Source organism: Methanothermobacter sp. K4 (genome assembly GCF_022014235.1).
In the GTDB taxonomy this organism is placed as follows: domain Archaea; phylum Methanobacteriota; class Methanobacteria; order Methanobacteriales; family Methanothermobacteraceae; genus Methanothermobacter.
Genome location: NZ_JAKLTD010000002.1, coordinates 83,942 through 97,838, shown reverse-complemented (window position 1 = coordinate 97,838; position 13,897 = coordinate 83,942). Strand labels below are relative to the sequence as shown.

Annotated in this window: 10 protein-coding genes; all 10 read right to left on the bottom strand. The window is 50.5% G+C overall.

Annotated features, from left to right (window positions below; translation table 11 throughout):
* Positions 1-4: 4 nt before the first annotated feature.
* The 10 genes from L5462_RS04360 to L5462_RS04315 all read right to left on the bottom strand — a co-directional run bounded on the left by L5462_RS04360 (position 5) and on the right by L5462_RS04315 (position 13,889).
* Positions 5-3,559 carry a cobaltochelatase subunit CobN gene (locus L5462_RS04360; RefSeq protein ID WP_237779598.1) on the bottom strand — a complete coding sequence of 1,185 codons (3,555 nt, stop codon included), beginning with the start codon at positions 3,557-3,559 and terminating at the stop codon, positions 5-7.
* Positions 3,525-4,925, bottom strand: coding sequence for an ATP-binding cassette domain-containing protein (locus L5462_RS04355; RefSeq protein WP_237779597.1), 1,401 nt, complete (start codon positions 4,923-4,925; stop codon positions 3,525-3,527). The genes L5462_RS04360 and L5462_RS04355 overlap by 35 nt, the downstream gene beginning before the upstream one ends.
* Entirely contained in the window at positions 4,897-5,655 is a 759-nt protein-coding gene (locus L5462_RS04350) for an energy-coupling factor transporter transmembrane protein EcfT (RefSeq protein ID WP_237779596.1), read from the bottom strand. The genes L5462_RS04355 and L5462_RS04350 overlap by 29 nt, the downstream gene beginning before the upstream one ends.
* Before the next feature lie 15 nt (positions 5,656-5,670).
* Positions 5,671-6,225 (bottom strand): hypothetical protein, encoded by a 555-nt coding sequence (locus L5462_RS04345; RefSeq protein WP_237779595.1) that lies wholly within the window; start codon positions 6,223-6,225, stop codon positions 5,671-5,673.
* Between the two features lie 12 nt (positions 6,226-6,237).
* A complete protein-coding gene (locus L5462_RS04340) occupies positions 6,238-8,013 on the bottom strand; it encodes a magnesium chelatase subunit D family protein (RefSeq protein WP_237779594.1) in 1,776 nt (591 codons plus the stop codon).
* A gap of 342 nt (positions 8,014-8,355) precedes the next feature.
* Entirely contained in the window at positions 8,356-9,447 is a 1,092-nt protein-coding gene (locus L5462_RS04335; RefSeq protein ID WP_237779593.1) for a glycosyltransferase family 4 protein, read from the bottom strand.
* A gap of 93 nt (positions 9,448-9,540) precedes the next feature.
* Positions 9,541-10,629 (bottom strand): DUF763 domain-containing protein, encoded by a 1,089-nt coding sequence (locus tag L5462_RS04330; protein WP_237779592.1) that lies wholly within the window; start codon positions 10,627-10,629, stop codon positions 9,541-9,543.
* Between the two features lie 19 nt (positions 10,630-10,648).
* On the bottom strand, positions 10,649-11,482 hold the full coding sequence (locus L5462_RS04325) for a methanogen output domain 1-containing protein (RefSeq protein ID WP_237779591.1): 834 nt from the start codon (positions 11,480-11,482) through the stop codon (positions 10,649-10,651).
* 195 nt (positions 11,483-11,677) lie between these two features.
* The gene (locus tag L5462_RS04320) at positions 11,678-13,429 is read right to left on the bottom strand and encodes a histidine kinase dimerization/phosphoacceptor domain -containing protein (protein ID WP_237779590.1); all 1,752 of its coding nucleotides are present in this window, start codon (positions 13,427-13,429) and stop codon (positions 11,678-11,680) included.
* Between the two features lie 22 nt (positions 13,430-13,451).
* Complete coding sequence (locus L5462_RS04315) at positions 13,452-13,889, bottom strand: response regulator (protein WP_237779589.1); 438 nt, start codon at positions 13,887-13,889, stop codon at positions 13,452-13,454.
* Positions 13,890-13,897 lie beyond the last annotated feature (8 nt).

Here is a 13,897-nt window from a genome sequence, read left to right as displayed (position 1 = left end):
GCCGCTACTCAAGTTCATATTCAATGTTGAGAACCATCTCCCTTATCCTCTCAATCACATCATCCGATGCGTCCCAGTAGCCCCTCTCAGCCGTTTCAAGGAGTATCTCACCCATCCGGACCGCTGCAAAGGGGTTGTTCTCTGTGATCCTTCTCCTCATCTCATCGTCAAGTATCAGTGTTTCTGCAACATCATCATATACCCAGTTCTCCACGGCCCCGGTCGTGGCTGAGAAGCCCAGGAGGTGCTCCACCCGGTCCTTGATGTTCTTCGCCCCGTGATAATCATGGGCCAGCATTCCGTCAAGCCAGCGCGGGTTGAGGACCCTGCACCTTACAGCCCTACCTATGACATCTTCGAGGCCCTCAACGTAGAGCTCGTCCTCTGTTGAGTCCACAACCCTCACCCTGCATGAGCCCCCGAGGCTCCTGATGGATGATGTAAGGCCACCCATGAATTCATAGTAGTGGTCGAGGTCGGTCACCTCGTACTCCACGTTGTCCCTCTCCTGGGCCACCACCTCAACCCTCTGGAGGTTCCTTCTGAACTCATCCCCGGCCTCCCTGACACCGCCGGGGAGGTGGGCGTAACACATCTCCCCCATGTAGGTGGATGCAAGTTCATCCTCAGAGCCCCAGCTTCCGTCATCGATGAGTTCCGGTAGTGTGCTTGCATACTCTGATGGTGCCGGTCCAAATATCCTTGCGGGAACCTTAACCGGCCCATCCTCAAGGTTGTGCTTCAGGATGTGGTTGTCCTCAGGGTCCTCATCAATGTTTGCAACCGCCTTAAAAGCCCTGTTTAGCAGCTCGATCTGGCTTCCCAGGGTGTCCCTGAATATACCGCATATGTTAACAATTACATCCACCCTTGGCCTTCCAAGCTCCTCCAGGGGTATCACCTCTATGTTCTTTGCCCAGGGGCCATACTTCCTGTTTATGCGGACACCCAGAAGTTCAAGGATCATTGAGATGGTCTCACCGCCGGTCTTCAGGGTTTCAAATCCCCATAGAACAACTGCAACGGTTTCAGGGTACCTTCCATGCCTCTCAAGGTGGTCCCTGAGGAGCAGCTCTGCAGCCAGCCTCCCCCTGGCCTCTGCAGATGATGTGGGTATCTTCACTGGATCGAAGGCATACATGGCATACCCTGTGGGGTAGGTCTCAGGGTCCCTCACAGGGTCCCCGCCCCTCCCTGGTGGGACATAATTACCTGAGAGGGCCTCAAGAAGGGATTCTGTTTCCCCTGTGAAGTCGCACCTTTCTGATAAACCTCTGACCCATTCAACATAATCAGCAGGGAGATCCACATCCTTCCCAAGGAGTATATCCTTCAGTACCTTCAGTGCCCTCTCCTCAACTTTCCAACCTGCTGCGGTGTCCTTAACCTCACTGTAGTTAACCCCCATCCTCTCTGCGACCATTGAGTGTATGGATGGGTACTTCCTCTCAAACCTGAGGACCCCCATGAGGTAGGCTGCCAGATCATCAATGCTCCACTCTGTGTCAATGACATGAAGCCCCCTGGGGATGAGGCGCCTCTTCATCCTGAATATCTCTGATTCAATCTCGCCCATATCACCTTTGAGGTTGAGTCTGGATGCCTCCAGCTCTATCCTCTCCCTTAACTCCTCACCCCCCACCTCATGCCACTCCCCTATGAGTTCTTCAAGGTTCTGGTATTCCCCGTAAAGGTCAGAGGCCATGAATGGTGGTGATGCATGGGATATGGGGAGTGCATAGGATCTTCTCCTGGCTATGGTTGACTCCGAGGTGTTTCCAGCCCAGTAAAGGTATATGTTTGGCAGGTCCCCGATGAGGAGGTCGGGGTAGCATTTATCCCCGAGTGCCGTCTCCTTTCCAGGGAGAAATTCCAGTGTCCCGTGCATCCCGAAGTGCACCACGGCATCAGGTTCAAGGGACTGGAGGTAGAGGTAGAATGCCAGGTACTGGTGGTGTGGTGGCATGTTACGGCTGTGATATCCATTGGCGTCCATGAGTCCCCTTGACGGCTGTATGCAGAGGTAAACAGAGCCGAGTTCAACCACAGGGATCATTATGTCATCACCATCAACCATCACATCCCCTGGCGGTTCTCCCCATGTGGCACATATTTCACTCTTTAGCTCGTCGGGGAGTTCCCTGAACCATTCAATGTACTGGTCCGCTGGAAGCCTCACACCCCCACACTGGAGGTATGATGGGCTGTTTATGAGACCCTCAGCCATTATCATGTCCTTCAGGGCCTCTTCAGGGAGTCTGACGCTGTAACCATTCTCATGGAGTCTCTGGAGGAACCTCTCGAGGCTTTCAAGGACATCAAGGTACCCTGCGCTTCCAAGGTTCGCCTCTCCTGGAGGGTAGTCGTAGATGATAATGGCCAGCCTTTTATCATGGTTTTTTCTGCTTCTGAGCTTCAGCCAGTTTCTGATGCGTGCTGCAAATTTATCCATCCGCTCAGGTACAACCTCAACCACCCTCACCTCACCGAGGTCCGGGTCATCAAGGGTCCTCATACCTGCAGTGAAAACAGGCTCGAATCCCCCGTCCAGTTCAGGTAGTGTCACCCCCAGGACCACCTCCATTGGGTTCAGGCCGTTCAGGTCCCCCTCCCACTCATCAAGGTCTGTCTCGTAGCCCCTCAGACAGATGAGGTATGGTGCGTTTATCCTCCTGAGGAGTTCCCTGGTTGCTTCAGGGTCGCCTCCCAGGGGCCCCCCGTTGAGCTGAAAGTACTGCATGTTGACGAAGAGGTCCACATCACCCATGTACTCCTCCAGGGCCCTCAGATTGTTTTCAACATCCGAGAAAACGATGGTACAGTTTACCTCCCCGTGCAGCCTCCAATAGAGCTCCTCAACCAGTGGCCTTGTATCATCAAAGTGCATCCCCGAGTAGAAGAGCATTCCCACCGTTGGGAGGTCCGGGTCAAATTTTGATGCCCTCCGGTATGATTCAATGTCAGTGTAGAATCCCCTGAACGGGAGGTAGAGGCCGTATGCTGGCATCTCCACAGGGTCATCATGGGGGACCTCCAGGTCAGTATATGCGTCAAGAATGAAGAGGATCATGTTCATGAGGTTATCAGGGTCGCCACCCCCATAGTAGTCCATTATCCTGAACCAGTTCTCAAGGTCATCCCTGATCTCATCTGAACCACCTATCCTCAGGATCTCCCGGGTGTCCCTTGACCTCACCATTGAGTCGATTCTATCAGGGGCCAGTTCAACGAGTCTTCCTAGATCCAGACGCCCCATTGATGTGAGGGAGAGTATGTGGTTGCTTCCCCAGACGAGGGTTATGACGGTTTTATCCCTTCCCTCAAGGATACCTGGAAGTTCCCGGCCTATCCTCTCGTTTCCCCTTATATCCACAAGCACCACATCTGCCTCTTCAACGTCCCTCTCAAGCTCGTCCAGGGGGACAGAGGGGTCCTCGTACCTCTCCAGATATACCTTCTTTATGCTGACGATGTCCCCATGTTTATCCCTTATCTTCATGAGGGCCTCCTTGAGTGAGGCTGTGTTATTTATCGTGGTAACTGCAAGTATCCTCTTCATTTAACCACCTCAGGCCATTGCCATTATCCATTGAGAACAGATTGTCTGCAACCATTTCAAGGAACTCAAGGTCATGTGATATCACTATGAGGGATATTCCCTCAGCCCTGAGTTTACCTATCCACCGGGCGAGTCTCTTCATGTTATCAAGGTCCATACCGGTTGTCGGCTCATCCAGTACGAGGACCCCGGGTTTTCTGAATATATACGCTGATATGACTGTCCTCCGTTTTTCACCGCCGCTGAGTGAATGGGGGTGCCTTTCCCTTAGATGATGGAGGTTCATGGTCCTCAGGACACCCTCAAGGTCCCTGCTCCTGTAATCATCCACACCAAAGGTCAGCTCCCCCTCAACGGTGTCCATGAAGAGCTGGTGGTCGGGGTCCTGCATGACAAGACCGGTCCCACCATCAGCCTCAATGAATCCTCTGTCAGGTTTCAGGATCCCCGCGATCAGCCTTGCAAGAGTTGTTTTCCCGGAGCCGTTGGGTCCAGTTACCCCCAGCACCTCACCCTCCCTGAGCTCAAGGTTTATACCGGTTAAGCTGAAGTCATCACCATGGGTGTAGGCGAGATCCGAAACCCTGAGAACAGGTTTACCCTTCCTTTCTGTGGATCTGAAACTGAAACTTACATCAGGGGATCTCAGGCCGTATTTATCCCTGAAATCAGGGTCCATGAGTGCATCTGTGTCAGTGTCCTCCACCACAGAGCCCTCATCCATAACAATTACACGGTCAAATACATCAGGAACCCTGTAGGTCCTGTGGTCTATGAGTATCAGGGTCCTATCCCGCATTCTCTGGAGTACATCAAAGAGGTCATCCGTTGCCTTACGGTCAAGGCTGGACGTTGGCTCATCCATGAGGAGGATCTCAGGGGACATTGAAAGCTGTGAGGCTATTGCAACCCTCTGTTTCTCCCCATCTGAAAGTCTGAAGACGCTCTCATACCGTTTATGTTCCAGTCCAACCATACTGAGGGCCTCCCCCACCCTCTCATCAACGTCAGGGAGTTCAAGGTTCTCGGGTCCAAGGGAGACCTCATCATTGACGCTAAGGGTGAAGAACTGTGATTCAGGGTTCTGGAAGACGTATCCCACATCTGCTGCAAGTTCCCTAACCTGGAGATCAGATGTGTCCCTGCCATTCACCATCACGGTCCCCTTAAGGTCCCCTCCCATTATGGAGGGCACCACAGCCGTGATTGCCCGTGCAAGGGTGGACTTTCCACTGCCACTCCTCCCTGTGATGAACACAGCCTCCCCCCTCTTAATTCTGAGGTCAACATCCCTGACGGCATGCTGCTTCTGGTTAGGGTAGGTGTAGCTCACATCCTCAAATGAGACCGCATACAGCTGAACCACCCCCGCTGATCAATCCAAGTAACGTGAAGATGGCTCCAGAGACCAGAAGGAACACAGCATCCCTGTAACTGAAGGTCATCTTACCCCCTGCCACCCTCCGGGGGTTGAAGGCCCTTGTCTCGGCTGCAACAGCAACCTCATCTGAGATCTTGACAACCCTTATGATTAGTGGTATTATGAGGCCACGGTAGATGAGGGACGGTCTTCTTGCCAGCGACAGACCTGAGGCGTTGAGTCTCAGTTTTAGGGAATCCCATATTGATGAAGCCTCAACTGCGAGGGCCGGGATGTACCTGAGGGCCACTGTGAGCGTGAATACAATCTCCCCAGGAATGTGGAGGGACCTCAGGGCCTCTGCAAGGCTGCGTGGTGATGTTGTGAATGCGAAGAATAAGCCGGCGGCCACCAGGATGAAGAACCTTGCAAAGAAGGGGCCGAGAAACCCGATGGCGTATTCCATGTCACCTGACGTTAAGAATACTGCAACCACTGAGAGCACCCAGAAGAATGCGATGAATGAAAGGAATGGGGTTGCGGCCCTGAGGGAGCCTGAAGATGCCAGGAGCCCCGTGAAAATAGCCCCCAGCACCACCAGGACCCAGAGTCTGGATATCAGCACAGAGAATGCCACTGCAAGAAGCATGATCATGATTTTTGATAGGGGATTTATCTCACCGAAAAATCCTGTCTCCGTGGTGGTGAATGGAGAGAAAACCCTGTTAAGGTCCATCATATCCCGCCTGAATTACTGCTTCATTGCCCCCGCCTTTCTGAGTTCCGTTACGATTCCATAACCCACCAGTGCCCCGAGCACTCCTAGAACAGCCACCAGTAAGGCTGATGCGATGATCAGGAGGGGTGCCAGCATGAAATTTGCAAATCCAAAGAGGAATGGCACGGTGAGGATCACAATGGTCTCTGTGAACTTGGCAGCACCACAGCCAAGGAGAAGGGAGTTCCTGGATGAGTAACCGCCGTAGAAACCTCCAGCAGCAATATCACCTGCAAGGCCCCCCAGGAAGGTCGCAGGCAAAAGCGGGAGGAAGGCAGGCATTATAAAGCCGCATATGATCCCATTCACAAGGCCTATGATGGTGAATGTCCCCACCTTCCCCACGCCGGCAAGTCCTATGCTTATAACTATGCATACAAAGAATGCCGATACAATGGACTTGAGGGCGTCCACGGGTGTAATTGCAGAGATACCAAGGATGGTCACCGTCTGCACGATGTACATGAGTGCTATTATGAGACCCAGAAATGTGAGGTCAGATGTTGTGAAACTCCTAAGCTTAAACAAGCTAGCACCTCCCTAGATAATTATATCATCAAGGTAGAATATCTCCGAATTGAACCTGGAGGCCATATCCTCAAGTATACCCAGGCTCCTCTTCTCAGGCTCAGCGTTTACAAATACAATCTTCATGTTACCAATCTCCCCTTCAAGCATTCTGAGGTCCTCCTCAAGGTTGGAGTTTATGAACACGTTGCAGCGTCCATCCGAGATAACAACAGCCGTGCATGCCTCCTCATCGGCGGATTTTGAGACCTCCGCTGCCAGTTTCAGTGCCGGTGTAAGGGGTGTTCTGCCGCCGGCCTTAAGGCCCTCAAGTGCCTCCTCAACAGCCTCCAGACGGGATGTTGGTTCAGCCACAACCGTGGCATCGTAACCCCTGAAAGCTATAAGGGCTATCCTGTTCCTCTTTTCATAGGAATCCTTGAGCAGAAGCCATGAAACTGTCTTTGCAAATTTTATCTTACGCTCCAGCCTCATGGACGACGACGTGTCAAGTACCATGATGTAGAGGGCCCTGGCCTTCCCCACTCGGATCTTCTCCATGAGGTGCTCCGGTTCTATCCTCAGTGAACCATCTGCAGCGGCCCTCCGCAGTGTGGCATCAACCGCCACACTTGAAGGCTCAGGGTTCTCCCTTGCACGGACGTACTTCCCCCTTCTGCCCTGAACAGCCGGCCCTGCATGGCCCTGAAGAGAGGCCTTGAGGTCAGGGACCTTAAGGTCCTTCCGGAGTCTCCTGTTCCTGTCGATCTCAGAGTCATCCTCAAATTCCCCGTTCAGGATGTCCTCTATGAGTTCCTGTGAGAGTTCCTGTTCCCTCTGGAATGGGAGCTGCCTGAGTCTGTGCTTCATTGCAAGGAGTGCCGCCTCCTTAACGTCGTCCCCATTCACCCGCTTCCTGCCGTTGAAAGCCGCTAGGGTTCTCGCTGTCCTTGCTGTTATGATATCGGCCCTGTGGGTCCTGATTGCAAGCGCCGATGCTATTTCAACTATCTGGAGGAGCGCATCATCATCCATCTCAACACTGCTGAGGAGTCTGCGGGCCTCCATTATCCTCCTCCTCAGTTCATCCTGCCTTCTCCTGAACCTTGAATGGAATGCCTCAGGGTCCTCCTGGAAATCAAGTACCCTCTTTATGACCTTTATCCTCTCATCGGGGTCAGTGAGGGCCTCAACATCCACACTTAAACCGAATCTGTCAATTATCTGGGGCCTGAGGTCCCCCTCCTCAGGGTTCATGGTACCTGCAAGTATGAACCTTGAGGGGTGCCTCACAGATATGCCCTCACGTTCAACTATGTTCACGCCCATGGCTGCAGCGTCAAGCAACACGTTGACCACATGGTCATCAAGGAGGTTGACCTCATCGATGTAGAGGATGTTTCCATTGGCCCTTGCAAGTAATCCTGGTTCAAGGGCCTTTATCCCCTCATGGAGCGCCCTCCTTATGTCGAGGGTTCCCACCACCATGTCCTCTGTTGCCGAGACAGGAAGGTCAACAACCTCCATTTTCGCGGACCTCACCTGAAGTTTTCCCTGCATCTTAAGTTTTTCCTGGCACTCCATGCATAGTTCAGATCCATCAGGGTCACATCCGAACCTGCAGCCATCCACGATGTTTCTTTCTGGAAGAATATCACTCAGGGCTCTTACTGCAGTGGACTTTCCTGTACCCTTATCACCCCGTATCAGGACGCCGCCTATTGTGGGGTTTACTGCGTTGAGGACTAGGGCCTTCTTCAGCGTCTCCTGACCTGTGATCGCTGTAAACGGGAAGTATGCTGTATCCAATCTATCACCGTGTGGATGTATCTCAGCAGGGTATTTAATAATTACTAAAAAAATTCAGGTATTACTTTTAAGCATATAAAATCTGGAAAAGTAATAAAAATTTTTCTCTTTAAATTCTCCTGAATCTGGCAGTGAAAGACCTTCAGGATACAATCATATAAAAACAAAGAAACCAGGTTAAAAACGAAAATTTACCAAATCAATAAATAATATCCCTAAAAAATAAGCAGGATGAATATTCAAAATAAAAATTAACTCTCCAATGATGTCAGCAGGAAACTCCAACCATACACAGGATAAATATTCAAAATAGAAATTAACCTGAAATAAATTCAGGTAAACCTATGAAACCTTCCTGTAAACTTCAAGTATCCGCCTAACCTGCTTCTCTGTGCTGAATGAATCTGCCACTGCAAGTCCCCTCTCCCGGATTGCCTCAACCTCCTCTCTGTTATCAGGGTCAAGTATATGGTTTATCTTCTCTGCGATTGCAGCAGGATCCCTGGGCGGTACACTGTAGCCTGTCTCAGAATCCCTTACAAATTCCCTGAGACCTCCAACCGCTGTTGCAATGGTTGGGGTTCCACAGGCAAGGGCCTCAAGGGCCGCAAGACCAAAGGATTCCTCAAGTGATGGTAAAACAAAAATATCAGCTGCATTCATCCAGAGGGCAACCTCCTCGTAGGGTACAGGCCCCATGAATCTCACATCAACACCTGCTGAATCAACAATGGCCCTGAGTTCATTCATATATTCTTTATCGACACCTGCTCCAATAACCAGACACTGAACATCAGAAACCTCAACACCCTTCATTGCCTCTATGAGGTAAAGAACCCCCTTGATGGGTATGATATTGCCCACAAAGAGAATCATCCGTTTATCAGGAGCTATACCGAGTTTTTCACGGATCTCATGCTGGTTGAGTGGTTTGAAAACTTCCGTGTTGACCCCCATGTTTATTATATGAACACTATCCTCATCCAGTCCAAAGTCTGACACGAGTTTGTCCCTCATGTCCCTGCTTACAGCAATAACTGCAGCAGCCCTTCTGAGGACAAAGGAGGTAATCTTAAAGAGAACCCTGTTTTTCCTTGCAAGGTTGTTAATATCACTGCCGTGGACGGTTATTACAAGGGGTTTTCTGGTTAGCCAGTGACATAATAGTCCTATGAAGCCAGTTGGAAAGGCGTAATGTGCATGTATAACATCGAATCTCTTTGAAATGGAGGCCCATATGGATCTAATTAGAAGGGAACCGTACTTCCGTATCAGCCTGACCTTACCCTTCCTCTGATCGGTGTTTGCAACAACGAACTGTTCAACATCCGTGTAAAGTTTGAATGCATCCACATGGACCCTGATGAAACTCCCAAAGGACACATTTTCCTTACCAGGATACATATTTGAAATCACAAGAACTCCCTGAACCAAACCATCACCTCGTAAGCATATACTAGAATGTCTCTGGATGAAAACTTAAAACTTACTGAGAAGATGAACCAAAAACAAGCCATACAGAAAAAACTAAACCCTCAAGAATTTCTCAAGGGACTCAAGTGCCCTCAAGCGATCCTTTCTGTCAATCCTGGCCTCCTCAAGAGCACCCTTAAGGTAATCCACTGTGCTGTCATATGTATCCCTGTCCACAGGGTAGGGGTATCCGTCCTTGCCGCCATGTGCATAACTGTACTTAACAGGATCCCTCCAGCTTACCTCCTCACCATATATGAGGTCAGCAACAAGGGCCAGGGCCCTGATCTTTTTTGGTCCGAGACCTTCAATCATGACAAGCTCTTCATAGTTTCCTGGCTGGATCTCATATGCCCTCTCAAGGACGGCCATGTCCCTCTCTGTGAGGTCCAGAGGTAGAACCTCATGGTGTCGGGGCATGTCAAGTACGTTAAAGTCAAAGAGCGTCCTCTGCCCTGTCAGGTACCCCCTTATGTGTGAGGGACCATCGCAGACGATATCAACACTCACATCACGGGCACCCCGGCTTATGGGTGAGGTCATATCGAGGACCTCCCCCATGGTCCTATCAGATGATATACCGCTGTGGGGCGAGTCAACATAATCCCCAACCCCTGAACCAAGCCAGTGGTACCTCCTGGCATATCCCCCATCAGGGTTGAGGCCCTGCTGTACAACAGCCCACTCACCATCAGCATCAACAAGGAATGTATGCTGGTAGAGGCTGAAACCGTCCTGTATACAGTTACCATCCACCCTGGCAGCTATTCTGCTGGAATAAACGAGTTGGGAGGAATCAAGGTCAAAGAGTTTCCCCGCACCCTCAAGTTCTTCTGGTGTCCTGCGGGAAGCCCTTCCCTTACCACCTGCAACCATTATACCGTGCCTTTCAGGGTCAAGGGCTGATTTAAGGGCCCCGCAGGTTGTGGTGGTTGTCCCCGAGGAGTGCCAGTCAAACCCGATGGTGCAGGAGAAGGCCTGAAACCAGAAGGGGTCAGAAATCCTTGATATGAACTCAGAGGTCCCGTAATCCTCAATTATAACCTCAGCTATGGTAGCTGAGAGTTCAACCATCCTCCTCATGAGCCAGGCAGGAGGATGTCCGCCATGGAGAGGGAGGTTTGCGATACCTGTTCTTCTCATTCCCGACCACTGAACCCGATTACTTCACGCTGAACCTGAAGAGGCACCTCTCTGATCCATCTGCAATATGGTCAAGTGCCCTGAAATCACCTGGAAGCCCACTCCAGTCAAAGCTCAGCTTGAGAATGGCCTCACAGTTGAGGCAGAATCCAGGGTTTTTCCTGGCATCATCAATCCATGGACAGTTCTCGAATTCAACGTAGACGTTCTCATCATCCTCAAGGAAACCCACCCTCACGGTGAAGTTCTCAAATACATCTGCAACCCATGCAAGGTACGCCTCAAGTGGGTCCTCGTAGGTGGATTCCTCCATATATGCTTCAAATCCAGGTTTAAGTTCAGATATGATTCTATCCCTGAATATCCCTGATAGCAATTCCCTTATCTCATCCCTTTCGGCATCGGGTGAGGGCATTGCATTGAGGATGAAATTGTAGAAGTCAGAGATTATCCTTTTCCTCATGAGCTCCATTTCCCTCATGGCCGACCTGTGCCTGTATATCGCCATCTCAATGTTGGCGTTGAGTTCAGATGATTTGAAGGGCTTCACAATGTACCCGTAGGGCTCTGTTATCTTTGCACGTGCCAGCATCTCCTCATCGGCGTAGGCTGTGAGGTAGATTATGGGGATGTTGAAGCGGTCCCTTATCTCCCTCGCAGCCTCTATCCCGTCCATTTCACCCTTGAGAACTATATCCATGAGGACAAGGTCCGGTTCATGTATCTTACTTGCCCTTATGGCGTCCCTGCCTGTTGAGACGGTATCCACCACCTCATGGCCCATTGTCTCAAGTTTGTGTCTTATACCCATCGCCACTATGGCCTCGTCCTCAACAACAAGAATTCTTGCCATAAAATCTCCCCAAGGTCCTTTTAATTCAGATGATCCTCAATCACTCTGGAATCACTGGAACTTAAAATTTGATGTGAAATATGACCTTTAAGCCGCCTGTGGCAGTCTAAAAGCAACACATCTTGAACCTAAAACCTCTTACTGTACCTGATTTGAAGGATGAATTGTTACCGGAATCTGATAGCCATCTTGAACCTAAAACCTCTTACTGTACTCAACCTCACTGAATTTCACAGTGAACCTGGCAGGCCTCTCTATCTTGAGTTCACCATTTATCTGATCCACAAGATTCCTCACAATCCTTAGACCCAGGGTGCCTGTGTTCTCAAGGTCAAGGTCCTCTGGCAGTCCCACACCGTTATCTGCAACTATGAGGGTGTAACGGTCGCCATTCCTGTGAACCTCCACCGTGATCTCGCCTCCATCATCAGGGAATGCATACTTGATGCTGTTGGTTACAAGTTCGTTTATTATGAGGCCACATGGGATCGCTGTTTCGATGTTAAGCATCAGATCATCCACCCGGATTCTCACATCTATCTCACTTCTATCTGCACCATATGAGTCAAGGAGGTCACCGAGAAGTGTCTTGATGTAGTCCCTGAGGTTGACCCGTGATAGGTCCCTTGACTCGTAGAGCTTTTCATGTATGAGGGATATTGCCTCTATCCTGTGCTGGCTGTCCATGTAGAGTTCCCTCAGGCGGGGATCCCCTGTGGTGGATGCCTGCAGCATCAGCAGAGTCGATATTATCTGGAGGTTGTTCTTGACACGGTGGTGTATCTCCCGCAGAAGCAGCTCCTTCTCCCTGAGGGATTCCCGAAGGCGCTTCTCAACCGACTTCTTATGGGTTATGTCCATGAGGGAGAGGAGACACTTCTTGCTCCCAGGGATGGTGACGGTTGTTGCAAAGAAGTTCCTCTCCTCACCCCTCCTGTTTGTTAGTGTCAGCTCAAAATTCTTGGGTATGGCATCAGGGTTAACTGACATGAGCCTGTGGTATGCCTCTATACGCCCGGCATCAGAGGGATCCACAAAGTCCGTGAGCTTCATGTATCCCTGGATTTCACCCTTACTGTAGCCAGAAAACCTTTCAAAGGCACTGTTCGCAAGCTCTATCACCATGTCACTGCCACAGATTATTGTGAGGGTACCTGTATTCTCAAATATTACTCTGTACTCCTCCTTACTGGCCTTAAGTTCCTTTTCAATCCTCTTCTGGACCGTGATATCCTTCCCCATCAGGTATATAAGTTTCTCATCATCCACCTCAACCGCTGTTACTGATACATCGAGGGTGCGGCCCCGAAGACCCACACTGAACTTCATATGGCCACCCTCACATTCCCTCAGAAGCCTTTTAAAGTCCTCGTCACTGACCCATTCACTGATATTCCTGCCTGTTATATCCTCAGCAAATGATTTCAGGAATCCCGCTCCAGCGGGGTTAACATCAAGTATGGTACCATCAGGTGAACATATGAATATGGGGTTACCTGATTTCTCAAAGAGGGCACGGTACTTCCTTTCGCTCTCCTCAAGGGCCCTCTGAGCCTCACGAACCTTCCTCTCCTCCTCTGCTTGCTGAAGGGCCCTCCTGAAAGCCAGGGGTAATTTTGATAGGTTGTTCTTGAGTACGTAATCTGTTGCCCCTGCCTTCAGCATCTCAACGGCGAATTCCTCCCCGATCTTTCCACTGACAAATATGAAGGGGATGTCATATTTCTCCCTCACTATCCTGAGGGCGGATGCGCCATCAAAGTCCGGGAGGGTATGATCAGCCAGTATTATGTCCGGCCTGAATTCCTCAAGGGCCCTCCTGAATGAGTCCTCACTGTCAACTGTGAGGTGCTCGAAGTCCATACCATATCTCTTAAGCTCCCTTATGGCCAGCTCAGCGTCAAGGGGGACGTCCTCAAGGATGAGTACCTTAACCTTTTCTGACATTGAAAATCCTCTGATATGCACACTACTCCGGTGGCTGATTTATGATCATCCAGTAGAAACCAAGGGTTGAAACAGCGTTTATGAATTCATCAAATTCCACGGGCTTGCTCACATAGCTGTTTACGCCAAGCTTGTAGCTCTCAACTATATCCCTGTCCTCCTTGGATGAAGTCAGAACCACCACCGGGATTCTGGATGTGCTTTCATTTCTCTTAATCTCCTGGAGAACCTCAAGACCATCAACCTTGGGCATCCTGAGGTCAAGGAGTATGAGCTTCGGGAGGTTATCAGGGTCCCTCCCAGAGTAGGATCCCCTTGCGAATATGTAGTCAAGGGCCTCTGCATCATCCTTGACCCAGTGAAGCTTGTTTGCAAGGTTATTCTTCCTCAGCGCCCTTATCGTTAGTTCCGCGTCTGTCGGGTTGTCCTCAACAAGCAGTATATCTGCATCTGTCATCATCCCACCGC